Raw genomic sequence first — 15,852 nt, forward strand, 5'->3', positions numbered from 1 at the left:
AAAACGAATCAACGTATTGTTTTAAGGATCATCAAAATGGCTTACTCGGAAAAAGTTCTCGATCACTACGAAAATCCCCGCAATGTCGGCACGTTCGACAAAGGTGACGATTCTATTGGCACCGGCATGGTTGGTGCGCCCGCTTGCGGCGATGTGATGAAGCTGCAAATCAAAGTCGGCGCGAATGGCGTGATCGAAGATGCCAAGTTCAAGACTTACGGTTGCGGCTCCGCGATCGCATCCTCGTCGCTGGTGACCGAATGGGTCAAGGGCAAGACGCTGGATCAGGCGCTGGATATCAAGAACACACAAATTGCCGAAGAACTCGCGTTGCCGCCGGTGAAAATCCACTGCTCTATCTTGGCTGAAGATGCGATCAAGGCAGCGGTGCTGGACTATAAAACCAAGCACGGCGCGCAATCGCCAGCGGCATAAGTATTTGGTGCAAACAGCATTCCTTCTCCCAATCGGGGGAAGGGTATGGAGAAAATCATGGCAATCACTCTGACTGAAAAAGCGGCGAAACACATCAGTCGTTACATTGACCGGCGTGGTAATGGCATCGGCCTGCGTTTCGGGGTTCGTACCACCGGTTGTTCCGGTTTGGCCTACAAGCTCGAATATGTTGACCACATGGAAGCGGAAGACATCGTGTTCGAATCGTATGGCGTCAAGGTATTCGTCGATCCGAAGAGCCTGTCTTATATTGACGGCACCGAACTGGATTTCGCTCGCGAAGGCTTGAACGAAGGTTTCAAGTTCCATAACCCGAACGTCAAGGACGAATGCGGTTGCGGAGAATCGTTTACGATCTGACGTATTTTGCAGAGTGCAGATTATCGCTTTCTACTTTTCTTCCCCCCATTCTCTGCTGAAAATGATGGGCATATTGCCCGAAAATGAGCCTGTTGATGTTTGGACAGGCTTTTATTTTGATTATTGTGCAACTACAAAATGCAAAATCACTTCGACTTATTCCAGTTTCCGCAACAGTTCACGATCGATGCCAATGCGCTGGATGCCGCATATCACGAGGTCCAGAATCGTGTTCATCCTGATAAGTTTGTCAGTGCCACCGACGCCGAAAAACGGGTGGCGATGCAATGGGCGACACGCGCCAATGAAGCTTATCAGACCTTGAAGGATTCTCTCAAGCGTGCTGCTTACCTATGCGAACTGCATGGCATCGATCTGCAGACAGAATCGAATACCTCGATGCCGACGGCATTTCTGATGCAGCAGATGGAATGGCGCGAAGCGCTCGATGATGCCAGGGCGACCAAGGATGTGTCGGCGCTGGACCGGATTGATGCCGAATTGCGTACGGTACGCAAGGACCAAGTGGCGCGGATCGGCACCGCGCTCGATGGCGCAGATTTCACGCAAGCAGCGTTGGGCGTGCGCCAATTGATGTTTCTGGAAAAATTCGGCCATGAGATCGGTGATACATTCGCCGCCCTCGAAGCTTGAGTTCCGAATACGCGAAAGTGACAATTGATGCCTGATATCTGGTTATTCCTGGCCGCTGCCGCGACTGTGACGCTGGCACCGGGGCCGGACAATATTTATGTGCTGACCCGCGGCATTACGCAAGGCAAAAAGGCCGGTTTGGTGGCCGCGCTGGGTTTTAGCTCCGGACTGATTTTCCATACCTTGCTGGCGGTGCTTGGTTTCGCCGCGATGATCAAGGCTTCGCCGATTGCTTATGACGTGATCCGCTATGCGGGAGCCGCGTATCTGATCTACCTCGGTGTGCGTACTTTACGCTCTGGTGCAATCGTCAACACGGGCGCGCCTGTCGCTCTGGTCGCACCAATCAGAATTTATTGGCAGAGCGTGATCGCGAATATCCTCAATCCCAAGGTAACGCTGTTTTTCATCGCTTTCCTGCCGCAGTTCGTCAATCTACAGGCTGGGCACGTCGCAGCACAAATGTTGTTGCTGGCAGCATTATTCATTCTGGTAACGCTATGCATATTCGGGAGCCTCGCCTTATTTTCCGGAATAGTCGGGGCCTACCTGCAGCGTAACGCTTCCGCTTCCATTTATTTGAATCGTCTGGCAGGGTGCGCCTTTATCGGCCTCGGTATCCGCATCGCCTTGCCGGCATCACGGTAACTTCGCATGGCACTCTTACAAATCGCAGAACCCGGCATGTCCACCGCGCCGCACCAGCATCGGCTGGCGGTCGGGATTGATCTAGGTACCACCAATTCGCTAGTCGCCACCGTGCGCAACAGCATCCCCGAAATCCTGATGGATGCGGAAGGGCGCTGCTTGCTGCCTTCCATCGTGCGCTATCTGCCAGGCGCTCAGGTGCATATCGGCCACAAGGCGCAAGCGGCGCAAACCACGGACCCGAAAAACACTATCGTGTCGGTCAAGCGTTTCATGGGGCGCGGCCTGAAGGATGTTCCGTATGTCGAAAACCTGCCCTACGATTTCCAGGATGCGCCCGGTATGGTGCAGATTAATACCATTGCCGGCGTGAAAAGCCCGGTGGAAATTTCCGCCCAAATTCTTGCCACATTGCGCCAGCAGGCGGAAGACGCGCTTGGCGCCGATCTGGTCGGTGCGGTCATTACGGTGCCCGCGTATTTCGACGATGCGCAGCGCCAAGCCACCAAGGACGCTGCCAAGTTGGCTGGCTTGAACGTATTGCGCTTACTGAGCGAGCCGACTGCGGCGGCGATTGCTTACGGACTGGATAATGGCTCCGAAGGAATTTATGCGGTGTATGACCTCGGTGGTGGCACTTTCGATATTTCAATCCTGAAGCTGACCAAGGGCGTGTTCGAGGTTTTGTCCACTGGCGGCGATTCTGCACTGGGCGGTGACGATTTCGATCATCGCTTGTTTTGCTGGATCATCGAACAGGCGAAACTGGCGCCGCTGTCGGACCGGGATACTCGCCTGTTGATGGTCAAGGCGCGCGAAGCCAAAGAGCTGCTGTCCTCCAAATCCGAGACCCATATCGATGCAGTGCTGCACTCGGGCGAGAACGTGCATCTGGTATTAAGCGCCGCTAAATTCGTCGAGATTACCCAGCATTTGGTTGCCAAAACCCTGTCGCCTTGCCGCAAGGCGCTGCGCGATGCGGGTTTGTCCACGGACGATATCGATGGCGTGGTGCTGGTCGGCGGCGCGACCCGGATGCCGCATGCCCGCAAGGCGGTCGGCGATTTCTTCCAGAGCACGCCTCTGGCCAACATCGATCCGGACCAAGTAGTCGCGCTGGGTGCGGCGATTCAAGCCAATTTGCTGGCGGGCAATCGCGCTGCGGGCGACGACTGGCTGTTGCTGGACGTAATTCCGCTGTCGCTCGGGATCGAAACCATGGGCGGTTTGGCTGAAAAAGTCATCCCGCGCAATGCCACCATTCCCTGCGCCAGGGCGCAAGAATTCACTACCTTCAAAGACGGTCAGACTGCGCTGGCGGTGCATGTGGTGCAGGGCGACCGCGAACTGGTCAGCGATTGCCGCTCGCTGGCGCGCTTCGAGTTGCGGGGCATCCCGCCGATGGCGGCCGGCACCGCGCGCATCCGGATCACTTATCAGGTCGATGCGGACGGCCTGCTGTCGGTGTCGGCGCGTGAATTGCGTTCCGGCGTGGAAGCCTCGATCGTGGTCAAGCCATCGTACGGCCTGGGCGATGACGAGGTAGCCCGCATGTTGCAAGATTCATTCGCGTCGGCGGATATCGACATGCAGTCGCGCGTCTTGCGCGAAGAGCAGGTCGAGGCCGAACGGATCATGCTGGCAACGCAGTCGGCGCTGGAAAGCGATGGCAACTTGCTATTGTCTATTGATGAGCGCATCGCAATCGAGGTCTTGCTGCAAGGCGTACGGGCGCAAGTGCAGGGCATCGATCATGTCGCCATTCGCGCTGCGGTCAATGCGCTGGCGCACGGCACTGAACAATTCGCGGCCCGGCGCATGGATCGTAGCGTGCGTTCTGCGCTGGCAGGCAAGAAGCTCGATGAAATCGCCTAAGGCTAGAATAATGCTTTAACAATTTAATGCGTCGTTTCCTGCCGGAGACGACAGCTCATCCCATTATCGAGGTAAATATAGTGCCCCAAATCGTCATACTTCCCCACCCGCAACTGTGCCCGGAAGGCGTGGTAATCGATGCGCCGGTCGGAAAATCGCTGTGCGATGTATTGCTTGACAGCGACATCGAGATTGAACATGCATGTGAAAAATCCTGCGCCTGCACCACTTGCCACGTCATCATCCGTGAAGGCTTTGCCTCGCTGGAAGACGCAACTGAAGCCGAGGAAGATTTGCTCGACAAGGCCTGGGGCCTGGAACCGGCTTCACGCCTTTCCTGCCAGGCGCTAGTGGGCGAAGAAGATTTGGTAGTCGAAATTCCAAAATACACAATCAACCACGCCCGCGAAATGCATTAGTTGCATTATTCGCAGACAGGTGAGACCGGAGAAGCGCATGAAATGGACCGATACCCAGCGTATTGCAGAAGAGCTTTTCGATAAATTCCCGCAGATTGATCCGTTGACAGTGCGCTTTACGGATTTGCATCGTTGGGTGACTGAACTGGATGGTTTCGACGATCAGCCTGAACATTCGGGCGAGAAAATACTCGAAGCGATTCAGATGGCCTGGATCGCCGAAGCAGAATAGATTCAGCCTAAAATCGCACTGAAATACGCGCTGGTACGTACACTGGTATGTAGTCATAAGGCGTTTTAAACGCGTTCAATGTAGATGATAATACTGTGTTGTGTATTTTTTTAATCCGCAATATAAATATGCGGTAATAGCAATGTTTTTAGTGGTACTCCCTGTTTTTTAAATTACGCAGGAATTTTTCCGGTACTTTTTTCTGCGTTCAGAATGGATGGTTGTGCAATGACAGATGTAAAACCCGCAAGCCAGATGCATGAAATCCGACCTGGCCAGTCGATTGAACTGCTCAAGGAATTGCATATCTTGACGCGCGACGGCAAGATGAATCAGGATAGCCGCCGTAAGCTCAAGCAGGTGTATCACCTATATCAATTCATCGAACCATTGATGCAGCAAGTGTTGCAGGAGCGCAGCGAAATCCGTTTGGTCGATCACGGGGCAGGGAAGTCGTACCTGGGCTTTATTCTGTACGATTTGTTTTTCAAGTCGTTGGCCGGCTCTTCGCATATTTACGGTATCGAAACCCGGGATGAACTGGTCAGGAAGTCCGAAGAATTAGCAGCACGGTTGGATTTTCCCGGCATGTCTTTCCTGAATCTATCGGTAGCCGAGTCTACATTGTCCGACTTGTTGCCAGCCGAGGTCGATATTGTCACCGCCCTGCATGCCTGCAACACGGCTACCGACGATGCGATTCATTTCGGTTTGAAAAAGAAAGCGCGTTTCATGGTGCTGGTACCTTGCTGCCAAGCAGAAGTCGCTTCAGTGCTGAAAAGGAACAAGGGCAAAACGCTGGCAAAAAGCGCCTTGACCGAAATCTGGCGCCATCCGCTGCATACGCGCGAATTCGGCAGTCAGGTCACCAATGTGTTGCGTTGTCTTCAACTGGAAGCACATGGTTATCAGGTCAACGTGACCGAACTGGTCGGTTGGGAACATTCGATGAAGAATGAATTGATCATCGCCACTTATCAGGATTTGCCGCGCAAGCGTCCGTCGGAACGGCTGCAGGAAGTCTTGGCAACGCTGGGGCTGGAAGAAATGACAGAGCGATTTTTTACCGCATAGCGCTAATGCTCTGTAAACGTTAAAAACCCGCGCATCGTTCTCGATGCGCGGGTTTTTAACTGATTAGACTTTGGCAGTAACGACTCAGAGGCGTTCGATGACCGCTGCAATACCTTGGCCGCCGCCAATGCACATGGTGACCAAGCCGTAGCGTTTGTTGGTGCGAATCAGTTCATACACGCACTTCACGGTCAGGATCGCACCGCTCGCGCCCAGTGGATGGCCTAGCGCAATTGCGCCGCCGTTCGGGTTTGTGCGCGCTGGATCGAGTTCCAGGCCGCGGCAGACGCCCAACGACTGCACTGCGAAAGCCTCGTTCGATTCGATTACATCCATGTCGTCCAGTGTCAGACCGGCGCGTTTCAGCGCAAGTTGCACGGCAGGAATCGGGCCGGTACCCATAATCGCGTTATCCACGCCGCAAATCGCATACGACACCAGACGTGCCAATGGCGTCAGGCCAGCGCGTTCCGCTGCGGATGCTTCCATTAATACACAGGCAGCGGCGGCGTCATTCAAGCCGGAAGCGTTACCAGCAGTCACGGTGCCGCCTTCTTTCTTGAATGCCGGCTTGAGCTTGGCCAGGCTTTCCATCGTCGTATCCGCTTTTGGATGCTCGTCTGTATCAAAAACGACTACGCCTTTGCGGGTCTTGATTTCGATTGGAACGATTTGCGATTTGAAGTGACCTGCAGCGATTGCGGCAACCGCTTTCTTCTGGCTATTCACGGCAAAGGCATCCTGCTCTTCGCGCGAGATACTGTATTTGTCTGCCATGTTTTCAGCCGTGATGCCCATGTGGCCCACGCCAAACGGGTCGGACACTGCGCCGACCAGCATGTCGATCATCTTGGTATCGCCCAGACGTGCGCCCCAACGAGCCGACGGAACAGCAAACGCGGCACGGCTCATGGTTTCAACGCCGGCACCGACGGCAATGTCGGTGTCACCCAACTGAATCGCATTGCTTGCGGTAATGATTGCTTGCAGGCCGGAACCGCACAGGCGGTTCAGGGTCAGTGCCGCCGATTCCAGCGCCATGCCGGAATTGATGCCGACCACGCGCGAAACGTACATGTCGCGTGCTTCAGTGTGGATCACGTTGCCGCACACGATTTGACCGGCGCTCGCAGGATCTACCTTGGCGCGGGAAAAGGCTTCCTTTACTGCATACGCCCCAAGGTCGCAGGCTGCTATGTCTTTCAAGGTTCCGCCATAAGTGCCAATTGCAGTACGTGCTGCGCCGACGATCACTACTTGTCTTACGTTTGCCATGTCATTTCCTTGTGATTAAATTATCTGTAGTTAACGAATGATACGAAATATGCAGCGATGCCAAGCGCGCAAACTTGCATCCAAATTAATTATAGCGCGCAACAACACATAAATTTCTTGCTATAAAGCGGAAACAAGCATGCTTGCCAAGGTAATATCGGAGTTGCTTAATGCGCTACGGTAGCACAGGCCGGATGGCTACAACCTGTTTCAGAGAGATAGTATGCGCTGCATCAATTTATTGCTGTTATTGCATCTGTTAAATCGGTATGCGTCAAAAAAAGGAAAATAAACATGACACGACTAACAATCGACCTGCGTAGCGATACGGTCACCCAACCTTGTGCCGCCATGCGCGCCGCAATGGCGCAGGCACCGGTGGGCGACGACGTGTATGGCGATGACCCCAGCGTCAATCGTTTGCAGGCACTGGCGGCAGAAATTTTCGGTTTTGAAGCGGCGCTATTCGCGCCTTCCGGCACCCAGACCAATCTGATTGCCCTGCTCACGCACTGCGGACGCGGCGATGAATACATCGTAGGCCAGCAGGCGCACACCTATAAATATGAAGGCGGCGGTGCCGCCGTTCTGGGCAGCATCCAGCCACAGCCGCTGGCGCATCAGGCCGATGGCAGCCTGGCGCTGGAAGATATTGCCGCTGCCATCAAACCGGACGACTTTCATTTCGCCCGCAGTCGTTTGCTGGCGCTGGAAAATACCATTGGCGGGCGCGTGCTAGGTGCCGATTACCTGCGGGCCGCTACCGATCTGGCCCATCAGCGCGGCTTGGCTACCCACCTTGACGGCGCACGGATCTGCAACGCGGCGGTGCAGCAGGGCATCAGCCTGAAAGACTCGGTCCAGGGTTTTGACAGTGTTTCGGTTTGCCTGTCGAAGGGACTCGGCGCACCGGTCGGTTCGGTACTGTGCGGTAGTCTCAGCTTTATCGGTCAAGCCTTGCGCTGGCGCAAGATGCTGGGTGGCGGCATGCGTCAGGCTGGCATCTTGGCCGCTGCCGGCATCTATGCGCTGGAGCATAACGTTGCGCGCTTGGCCAAGGATCACGCCAATGCACTGTATCTGGCGCAAGGGTTGGCAGAGATACCTGGCCTGGTGGTGCAGGTACCGCAAACCAATATCGTGTATGTGGATTTGCCGCCACAGTGCTTGCCGGATCTTGCGGCTGCGCTGCATGAAAGCGGCATCGTTGCCAGCGTGAGTGCCCATATGCGGCTGGTGACACATAAGGATGTGTCGCGTCAGGACATGGCATATGTAATTGAGGTATGTGCGCGCTGTATTGGGGCGAACTGACCTGCTCGCGGTTCAATCGATGTACCAATAGTGCAGTGTGAGACACAGTGCTGTTTGTTTTTGTTCTTTTATGCTGCGCTGCACAAATAATTCTGGACAATTTTTTTCTGCATGTGTAAAGTGTATTTGTGCAGTGCAGCATTACTTGGTTTAATCATCCATCTTTATCAGCAAGGAGAATGTTATGTCTACAATTCAAGAGCAGTTTCTGGAAGCCAGCAAGTCGCATTTTGAAGCACAATTGGCAATGATCAATTCATTGACTGCCAAGGTGTTTGGCGAAGCTGAAAAAATCATCACACTGAACGTCAATGCCGCCAAAGCCACATTCGAAGATTCTGCAGCCGCAGGCCAAGAGTTGCTGGCTGCAAAAGACGCGCAAGATTTTATGAAGATTTCCGCTGCCCAGACACAGCCGAGCGCAGAAAAAGCAATGGCGTACAGCCGTGAACTGGCCAGCATTACTGCCGCCAGCCAAAAGGAACTGACCAAGGCTGCAGAGGCGCAGATCGCAGAAACTAACGAAAAACTCACGAAGATGATCGCCGAACTGACCAAGAACGCTCCGGCCGGTTCCGAAAGCATGGTTGAGATGCTCAAGTCGGTGGTTGCCAATACCAATGCTGGCTACGATCAGATGCTGCAAACCACCAAAAAGGCAGCAGAAACATTGGAAGAAAATGTTGCCAAGGCATCTAAAAGTTTTTCTGAAGCAGCACAGAAGTCGACTGTCAAAACCGGTAAGAAGTAATTTGGTGACGACAATCTAAAAAAGGGCCGCCATTGCGGCCCTTTTTTGCGTTTACCGGTTGCTGCCGATTATCTTATTGCGAGATGAAACTGCCATAATGTTTTTATAAAATTAATAATAACTATGGGAGTATGCTAATTAATACTGGCTTTTCGCATAATATGAATTGGCCTATTTAAAATACACAAGCATGTATAACTCAGGTGACGCTTTTCTTACGGACTGGAACGGCAGGCAAGCAAAAAGGCGGCAGTGCCGCCTTTTTGCTTAGACTAAAGACAAGCTCCAGATTGTTTATCCTTGCGAAGTCAAGCTGCCGTTAACCACTTTGATCCGGTCGCCACTGCGCCATCCTGATTGCCCGGAATCAGCAAAACTGCGCATGCTGCCGTCTTCCATGCGAACCCGAATTTCATAATTGGTGGTGGTCCGGGTGCGTCTTTCAACTTCATTGCCGGCAAATCCGCCGCCGACAGCACCGGCTACGGTTGCCAGCTTTCTGCCGTTGCCGCCGCCGACCTGATTGCCCAATATGCCGCCGAGAACGGCACCGGTGACAGCGCCGATACCGTTCGGTTGCGCCGCTTGCTGGATCGCATTCACTGATTCAATCGTGCCGCAATTGCCGCAGATTGCGGCCTGCACCGGTGGCACATAGGCGTTTTCACTATAGCTCGGAGCCTGTTTATAGACCGGCTTATGCACCGGCTTAAACACTTGTTTGTGCGTGGGTTGGCTTTGTGCGTCCGTAGTGGAGCTGGCCTCTTTCGTGGTTGCGAACTGTGTTACTTCCGTGGTCGGCACCAGCGGCGATACTTTATCGGCGGCGGGTATTGGCGCCGATGACGCAAGTACCGCTACCGGTGTCGTGCTGCTGTTTGAGTTTGGTAGCAAGCCGGTCATGGCGGCCACGCCGACCAGACTGAGCAACATGACCGAGACAGCGGCACCTGCAACCAGCGGGTGGATTTTGCTTGATGTTTTTTGATTTTCCATTATCAGTCCCGAATGCCATTGATTATTTTGATGACGTGATTATCAATGCTAAAACGCAATACAAAAAGTCGGATTGTGTGTCAGTTGTAAGGCTATGTAAGCGGAATATTTCTGGCATAAATGCGATGGGGCCGCATCGCGCGGCCCCATGAAACTTCCTATTGCAGAAAAATCAGTCTTCGCGGCGCAAATGCGGAAACAGGATGACGTCGCGGATATTCGGCGAATCGGTGATCAGCATGATCAAACGGTCGATACCGATACCGCAGCCGCCGGTCGGCGGCAGGCCGTATTCAAGCGCGCGGATGAAGTCGGCGTCGTAAAACATCGCTTCCTCGTCGCCGGCATCCTTGGCCGCGACTTGCGCTTGAAAGCGCGCAGCCTGGTCTTCCGCATCATTCAACTCGGAAAAACCATTGGCGATTTCGCGCCCGACGATGAACAGTTCGAAGCGCTCGGTGATGCCGGGCTGGGTGTCGGAAGCGCGCGCCAGCGGCGATACTTCGACCGGGTAATCGATGATATAGGTTGGCTCCCATAGCTGCGCTTCGGCGGTTTCTTCGAACAAGGCCAGTTGCAGCGCACCCAAGCCGGCGCCGGCGAATGGCTGAACACCGAATTTTTTCAGTTCAGCCTTGATGAATTCGCCGTCGTGCAGTTGTTCATCGGTGTAATGCGGCGCGTACTTGTTGATTGCGCCGACGATGGTCAGGCGATGGAAGGGCTTGGTCAGATCGAGTTCGCGACCCTGGTACGTCAGCAGGGCGGTGCCGTGCGCATCGATGGCGGCCTGGCGGATCACCGCTTCGGTGAAATCCATCAGCCACAGGTAATCGACATACGCGGCATAGAATTCCATCATCGTGAATTCCGGATTGTGGCGCGGCGATACGCCTTCATTGCGGAAGTTGCGATTGACTTCGAATACGCGGTCGAAGCCGCCGACTACCAGGCGCTTCAGATACAGTTCTGGCGCGATGCGCAGGAACATTTGCATGTCCAGCGCGTTGTGATGGGTGATGAAAGGCTTGGCTGTCGCACCGCCGGGAATGGTGTGCAGCATCGGTGTTTCGACTTCCATGAAGTCGTTTTTTTCCATGAAACGGCGGATCGACGAGATCGCAGCGGTACGCGCCTTGAAAGTGCGGCGCGTTTCTTCGCTCATGATCAGATCGACGTAACGCTGCCGGTATTTGGTTTCCTGGTCGGAAAGGCCGTGGAACTTGTCGGGCAGCGGACGCAGCGATTTGGTCAGCAGACGCAGCTTGGTGACCTTGATCGACAATTCGCCGGTTTTGGTCTCGAACAGCGTGCCTTCAGCGCCGAGGATATCGCCCAGGTCGTAATGCTTGAACGCTGCGTGCTCCGCTTCGCCGGTCACGTCATTGGTGATGTAAAGCTGGATGCGGCCGTCGGCTTTGGGTCCGGAGGCGTCCTGGATGGTGGCGAAGGAAGCTTTGCCCATGACGCGCTTGAGCATCATGCGCCCGGCAACCACCACCGTCACCGGTTCGGTCAGTAGCGTTTCACGTGCGGCTGCGCCTTGGTATTGCGCCTGTAGTGCAGCGGCCTTGTGCTGTGGCCGAAAATCGTTTGGGAAGGCAATTCCCTGGGTGCGAAGTGCAGCAAGCTTGCTGCGCCGTTCGGCGATGATCGAATTTTCGTCTAGCGGCGTAGCCGCTGGTTCATTGTGCTTGGTCATATTATTTTAGGCAATGTGTGCAAAATGGCGAGATGGTGAGATAGCGCGTGGGCGTATCGGGCCGGAATGCGAAGTGAGTTTAGACGCCCTGTTTTAGCGAGGCAGCGATGAATTCATCCAGATCACCGTCCAGTACCGCTTTGGTGTTGCCGGTCTCGAAACCGGTGCGCAAATCCTTTATGCGCGACTGGTCGAGCACGTAAGAACGGATCTGGTGGCCCCAGCCGACATCGGTTTTGGAGTCTTCCAGCTTCTGCTGTTCGCTCATGCGGTTGCGCATTTCCAGTTCAAACAGTTTGGCTTTGAGCATGTCCCACGCTTCGGCGCGGTTGCGATGCTGGCTGCGGTCGTTCTGGCATTGCACCACGATACCTGTTGGTCCATGCGTCAGGCGCACCGCGGAATCGGTCTTGTTGATGTGCTGGCCACCGGCGCCGGAGGCGCGATAGGTATCGATTCGCACGTCGGCCGGATTGATGTCGATATCGATCGAATCATCGACCTCCGGGTATACGAACAGGCTGCAAAATGAGGTATGGCGACCGTTGGCGGAGTCGAACGGTGATTTGCGCACCAGTCGATGCACGCCGGTTTCGGTGCGCAGGAAGCCATAGGCATAATCGCCTTCGACTTTCAGGGTCGCGGTCTTGATGCCGGCCACTTCACCGTCGGACTGTTCCAGGATTTCGACCTTGAAATCCTTGCGTTCGCAATAACGCAAGTATTGGCGCAGGATCATCGAGGCCCAGTCTTGCGCTTCGGTGCCGCCGGCACCGGACTGAATGTCGATGAAGCAGTTGTTCGGGTCCATCGGATTGCTGAACATGCGCCGGAATTCCATCGCGGCAACACGGGTTTCGATATCTTTGGTGTCGGCTTCTACCGCTTCAAGCGTGTCTTCATCCTGCTCTTCGCGCGCCATCTCGAACAGGTCGCGGGTATCGCGCAGATCGGCTTCGATCTTGATCAGGGAGTAGACGATATTTTCCAGCGACTTTTTTTCCTTGCCCAAGTCCTGCGCCCGTTTCGGGTCGTTCCAGACAGTGGGGTCTTCCAGTTCCGCGTTGACGGATTCGAGTTTCTCGGACTTCAGATCGAAGTCAAAGATACCCCCGAAGTTCGGTTTCACGGCTAGCCAGGTCGGCGAGCAAGGCGGAGAGGGCGTTTAAGCGTTCAGCTTCCATGATGTAATTATCTGCAATCAAACCGCAAATTATACCCGAGCATGTAGCAAAAATTGTTCTGCGCATGTATTCCTACACTACCCAAAATGCGCGTTATTGACGCCGCATTGCTTTTCGATCCATGCGCAATAGCGTTGCGCAGCACGCATCACCAGCCGAAATTTCTTCAAAATACCCAAATGGGTAAACGCTTCTTCAAAGCAATTTTTGCCATTATTTTTCATTTTGGTAATATCTGCACTTCTTTTGCGAGGCAAAATTGTTTTTTTCACAAATGCGTTATTCGTTAGAATGTATCTGCGCAGGTCTCCAATAATCATGTTGTCCGATTAATTTCTTTGGCGGTATGGAACAAGAATAATCGTCGTCGGACAAGCACTTTTCAGGCAGTTGCCCGTATTTCTTCGTGGTTTTCAATAGGTTCAATAGCGGTTTTTTGCCTACGATAATTACAGGCATGCATTTTTATCCATGCGCTACCTTACTTGTCATAGGAAACCCATATGTCATCATTCAGTTTTTTTCCAGACCTGCCAGGCAGCCTTAATGTTTTGACCGCTTTGGGGTTGATACTGATTGCCGGGATATTTGGCGCACGTCTGGTTAAGCATTTTGCTCCGGTGCCGGCGATTACCGGTTATGTGCTGACCGGATTGTTGATCGGCCCCGTTGGCCTGAATCTGATCAGCGCTACCGCGCTCAATGAGCTGGAGCTGATTGTCGAACTGGCGCTGGGTTTATTCGTCTTTGAGCTGGGGCGGCGTCTTGATTACCGCTGGCTGCTGAAAGAACGGTGCCTGCTGATTACCGGCGTAGCCATCAGCATCAGCGTGTTTGTAGCCTTATTTATATTGTTGCTCAGTCTGGGGCTCGATACCCTCACTGCGGCACTGGCTGCGGCCATCGGCATGGCGAGTTCACCGGCGGTGACGCTCAATGTGGTACAGGAAGTCAGGGCCGAAGGCCAGGTCAGCGCCCGCATGCTCAATATCGTTGCGATCAACAATTCGCTGGCTTTTCTGCTGTTTATCGTGTGCCTGTCGGTGCTGCATTGGCAGTACGGCGCCAGTTGGAGTATCGCCCTGCTGCATCCGTTGTATCTGATTTTCGGCTCCATCGTGTTCGGTTTGCTGGCCGGCAGATTGCTGGTTTTTGCCAGCCGCCACCTGGGGCCGGAGAGTCACGCGCAGCGGATCGTGGTGTTTGCGCTGGTTGCAGCCACCATCGGAATTGCCGATATGTTCAAATTCCCGGCGCTGGTGTCGTTGCTGGTATTTGCCGTCAGCAGCCGCTATCGCGACCGTCAGCAAGTGGTGGTCGAATCCGAATTCAGCCAGATCAACAGTCTGCTATGCGTCATCTTGTTCGTGTTCGCCGGCGCCCGTCTGGAGCTGGCGCATCTGGGACAGTTCTGGCTGATTGGCCTGGCGTACATTGCGGTGCGGTTGGCCGTCATGACTGGGCTGGGCGCATTGTTGTCGTCCTGGAACGGCTTGCATGCGCGCCAGGGCGCGTTGCTCGGTTTGGGCTTGTTGCCGATGTCCGGGGTTGCCATCCTGACCGCGCAGTATGTTTCCAGTATTCATCCCGAGTTTGGCGCGCAGCTCTCGGCGCTGGTGCTATCGGTGGTGGTGGTGCTGGAAATCATCGGCCCGATTTCGACCCATTACGCACTGCTGGCGTCGGGCGAATCGAATATTCATAAACCCTGAGCTGAGGAGAAAATCATGCTGGAATTCATATCTTCCAAGCCGCTGACGATGGGCGTCGAGCTGGAATTGCAAATCGTTAATCGGCGCGACTACAATCTGACCCGCGGCTGCCCTGATTTGCTGGCGCTACTGGACAAGACCGCGCACGGTTACGACATCAAGCCCGAAATTACCGAAAGCATGATCGAGATTGCCACTTCGGTGCACACCAATCATCGCGATATGCTCTCTGAGCTAGCTGCTATGCGCACGCTGCTGGTTACTGCCGCAGACAAGGTCAATGTTGGCCTCGCAGGCGGTGGCGCGCATCCGTTTCAGCACTGGGACGAGCAACGCATTACGCCGGTTGCGCGCTACCATCTGGTGTCGGAACTGTATGGCTATCTTGCCAAACAATTCACCGTATATGGCCAGCACATCCATATCGGCTGCGCCAATGGCGATGAGGCGGTGCGACTGGTGCATCTGCTGGCGCGCTACATTCCCCACTTCATTGCGCTGTCGGCTTCCTCGCCGTTTTATCAGGGCGTCGATACCGCGTTCCAGTCTTCGCGCCTAACCAGCATCAACGCGTTTCCTCTGAGCGGCTGCATGCCGTTCGTGCTGGACTGGGCAGCGTTCGATGCGTATTACCAAAAGATGGCGAGCTTGAATATCGTTGCCAGCATGAAGGATTTTTATTGGGATATTCGGCCCAAGCCGGAATACGGCACGGTGGAAATCCGGGTCTGCGATACCCCGCTGGGGATCGGCACGGCGGTGCAGTTGGCTGCTTACGCGCAAACTCTGTGCAAATACTTCCTCGATCATCGTGCGCTGTGTCCGACCCAGGATACGTACCTGACGTATTCGTATAACCGTTTCCAGTCGTGCCGCTTCGGACTGGCGGGTCTGGTGATCGATCCGGCCAAAAATACCCAATTGCCGATCAAAGACGATATTCTGAATACACTCGACATGCTAGGCGACACTGCGCGCGAACTCGGCACCACGGACGTGATAGCGGCAATCCGGGAAAACGCGATCAAGGGCAGTTCCGACGCGGACTGGTTGCGCGCCGCCTATGCTGAAACAGGTTCACTGAACGAAGTGGTGCGGCGGCAAGCGGAAGTGTGGATGGGCAACGCTTGAAAATTCTTCCTTGATATTATTTATAGTGGGAGTATGGCGAAAAACATGGCATTTTCCGCATTATATAAT

General features: G+C 54.3%; 17 protein-coding genes. 12 read left to right on the forward strand and 5 right to left on the reverse strand.

Going from position 1 to position 15,852, the window contains the following annotated elements; genetic code table 11:
• Positions 1-36: 36 nt before the first annotated feature.
• The 8 genes from iscU to FKCLFG_RS05235 all read left to right on the forward strand — a co-directional run bounded on the left by iscU (position 37) and on the right by FKCLFG_RS05235 (position 5,718).
• Positions 37-435, forward strand: coding sequence for a Fe-S cluster assembly scaffold IscU (gene iscU, locus FKCLFG_RS05200; RefSeq protein ID WP_472615164.1), 399 nt, complete (start codon positions 37-39; stop codon positions 433-435).
• A 57-nt stretch (positions 436-492) separates the two neighbouring features.
• The gene (gene iscA, locus FKCLFG_RS05205; RefSeq protein ID WP_472615165.1) at positions 493-816 is read left to right on the forward strand and encodes an iron-sulfur cluster assembly protein IscA; all 324 of its coding nucleotides are present in this window, start codon (positions 493-495) and stop codon (positions 814-816) included.
• A gap of 138 nt (positions 817-954) precedes the next feature.
• Positions 955-1,470 (forward strand): Fe-S protein assembly co-chaperone HscB, encoded by a 516-nt coding sequence (hscB, locus tag FKCLFG_RS05210; RefSeq protein WP_472615166.1) that lies wholly within the window; start codon positions 955-957, stop codon positions 1,468-1,470.
• A gap of 27 nt (positions 1,471-1,497) precedes the next feature.
• Positions 1,498-2,118, forward strand: coding sequence for a LysE family translocator (locus FKCLFG_RS05215; protein ID WP_472615167.1), 621 nt, complete (start codon positions 1,498-1,500; stop codon positions 2,116-2,118).
• Positions 2,119-2,124: 6 nt separating this feature from the next.
• Entirely contained in the window at positions 2,125-3,993 is a 1,869-nt protein-coding gene (gene hscA / locus FKCLFG_RS05220; protein WP_472615168.1) for a Fe-S protein assembly chaperone HscA, read from the forward strand.
• A gap of 80 nt (positions 3,994-4,073) precedes the next feature.
• Positions 4,074-4,412: an ISC system 2Fe-2S type ferredoxin gene (gene fdx, locus FKCLFG_RS05225; protein ID WP_472615169.1), complete on the forward strand. Its 339-nt coding sequence runs from the start codon at positions 4,074-4,076 to the stop codon at positions 4,410-4,412.
• 37 nt (positions 4,413-4,449) lie between these two features.
• The gene (gene iscX, locus FKCLFG_RS05230) at positions 4,450-4,644 is read left to right on the forward strand and encodes a Fe-S cluster assembly protein IscX (RefSeq protein ID WP_472615170.1); all 195 of its coding nucleotides are present in this window, start codon (positions 4,450-4,452) and stop codon (positions 4,642-4,644) included.
• Positions 4,645-4,872: 228 nt separating this feature from the next.
• A complete protein-coding gene (locus FKCLFG_RS05235) occupies positions 4,873-5,718 on the forward strand; it encodes a class I SAM-dependent methyltransferase (RefSeq protein ID WP_472615171.1) in 846 nt (281 codons plus the stop codon).
• Positions 5,719-5,802: 84 nt separating this feature from the next.
• Here FKCLFG_RS05235 and FKCLFG_RS05240 read toward each other — a convergent pair whose 3' ends face one another.
• Positions 5,803-6,993 (reverse strand): acetyl-CoA C-acyltransferase family protein, encoded by a 1,191-nt coding sequence (locus tag FKCLFG_RS05240; protein WP_472615172.1) that lies wholly within the window; start codon positions 6,991-6,993, stop codon positions 5,803-5,805.
• 294 nt (positions 6,994-7,287) lie between these two features.
• On the opposite strand from FKCLFG_RS05240, the gene ltaE reads away from it, so the two are divergent.
• Complete coding sequence (gene ltaE / locus FKCLFG_RS05245) at positions 7,288-8,307, forward strand: low-specificity L-threonine aldolase (RefSeq protein WP_472615173.1); 1,020 nt, start codon at positions 7,288-7,290, stop codon at positions 8,305-8,307.
• 184 nt (positions 8,308-8,491) lie between these two features.
• Positions 8,492-9,058: a TIGR01841 family phasin gene (gene phaP / locus FKCLFG_RS05250; protein ID WP_472615174.1), complete on the forward strand. Its 567-nt coding sequence runs from the start codon at positions 8,492-8,494 to the stop codon at positions 9,056-9,058.
• A 294-nt stretch (positions 9,059-9,352) separates the two neighbouring features.
• Here the strand turns inward: phaP and FKCLFG_RS05255 are convergent, their stop codons facing one another.
• The 4 genes from FKCLFG_RS05255 to FKCLFG_RS05270 form a co-directional block, all read right to left on the reverse strand.
• A complete protein-coding gene (locus tag FKCLFG_RS05255) occupies positions 9,353-10,054 on the reverse strand; it encodes an outer membrane lipoprotein (RefSeq protein WP_472615175.1) in 702 nt (233 codons plus the stop codon).
• Positions 10,055-10,226: 172 nt separating this feature from the next.
• Positions 10,227-11,756 (reverse strand): lysine--tRNA ligase, encoded by a 1,530-nt coding sequence (gene lysS / locus FKCLFG_RS05260; RefSeq protein WP_472615176.1) that lies wholly within the window; start codon positions 11,754-11,756, stop codon positions 10,227-10,229.
• 79 nt (positions 11,757-11,835) lie between these two features.
• Positions 11,836-12,940 (reverse strand): peptide chain release factor 2 gene (prfB, locus tag FKCLFG_RS05265; RefSeq protein WP_472615177.1). Its coding sequence is split into 2 segments (ribosomal slippage): positions 11,836-12,858 and positions 12,860-12,940, totalling 1,104 coding nucleotides; the frame shifts between segments, so codons are not numbered across the junction.
• Between the two features lie 77 nt (positions 12,941-13,017).
• Entirely contained in the window at positions 13,018-13,212 is a 195-nt protein-coding gene (locus FKCLFG_RS05270; RefSeq protein ID WP_472615178.1) for a hypothetical protein, read from the reverse strand.
• Between the two features lie 231 nt (positions 13,213-13,443).
• Between FKCLFG_RS05270 and FKCLFG_RS05275 the strand changes: the two genes are divergently transcribed.
• Positions 13,444-14,652: a cation:proton antiporter gene (locus FKCLFG_RS05275; protein ID WP_472615179.1), complete on the forward strand. Its 1,209-nt coding sequence runs from the start codon at positions 13,444-13,446 to the stop codon at positions 14,650-14,652.
• 15 nt (positions 14,653-14,667) lie between these two features.
• The gene (locus tag FKCLFG_RS05280; RefSeq protein ID WP_472615180.1) at positions 14,668-15,783 is read left to right on the forward strand and encodes a YbdK family carboxylate-amine ligase; all 1,116 of its coding nucleotides are present in this window, start codon (positions 14,668-14,670) and stop codon (positions 15,781-15,783) included.
• Positions 15,784-15,852 lie beyond the last annotated feature (69 nt).

This window comes from Gelidimonas denitrificans (assembly GCF_055694065.1).

Coding starts and splice junctions, on each gene's coding strand:
- lysS (WP_472615176.1), bottom strand. CDS start 11,756: ATGACCAAGCACAATGAACCAGCGGCTACGCCGCTAGACGAAAATTCG.
- hscB (WP_472615166.1), top strand. CDS start 955: ATGCAAAATCACTTCGACTTATTCCAGTTTCCGCAACAGTTCACGATC.
- iscA (WP_472615165.1), top strand. CDS start 493: ATGGCAATCACTCTGACTGAAAAAGCGGCGAAACACATCAGTCGTTAC.
- iscX (WP_472615170.1), top strand. CDS start 4,450: ATGAAATGGACCGATACCCAGCGTATTGCAGAAGAGCTTTTCGATAAA.
- FKCLFG_RS05235 (WP_472615171.1), top strand. CDS start 4,873: ATGACAGATGTAAAACCCGCAAGCCAGATGCATGAAATCCGACCTGGC.
- FKCLFG_RS05275 (WP_472615179.1), top strand. CDS start 13,444: ATGTCATCATTCAGTTTTTTTCCAGACCTGCCAGGCAGCCTTAATGTT.
- FKCLFG_RS05240 (WP_472615172.1), bottom strand. CDS start 6,993: ATGGCAAACGTAAGACAAGTAGTGATCGTCGGCGCAGCACGTACTGCA.
- phaP (WP_472615174.1), top strand. CDS start 8,492: ATGTCTACAATTCAAGAGCAGTTTCTGGAAGCCAGCAAGTCGCATTTT.
- FKCLFG_RS05215 (WP_472615167.1), top strand. CDS start 1,498: ATGCCTGATATCTGGTTATTCCTGGCCGCTGCCGCGACTGTGACGCTG.
- hscA (WP_472615168.1), top strand. CDS start 2,125: ATGGCACTCTTACAAATCGCAGAACCCGGCATGTCCACCGCGCCGCAC.
- ltaE (WP_472615173.1), top strand. CDS start 7,288: ATGACACGACTAACAATCGACCTGCGTAGCGATACGGTCACCCAACCT.
- FKCLFG_RS05255 (WP_472615175.1), bottom strand. CDS start 10,054: ATGGAAAATCAAAAAACATCAAGCAAAATCCACCCGCTGGTTGCAGGT.
- FKCLFG_RS05280 (WP_472615180.1), top strand. CDS start 14,668: ATGCTGGAATTCATATCTTCCAAGCCGCTGACGATGGGCGTCGAGCTG.
- iscU (WP_472615164.1), top strand. CDS start 37: ATGGCTTACTCGGAAAAAGTTCTCGATCACTACGAAAATCCCCGCAAT.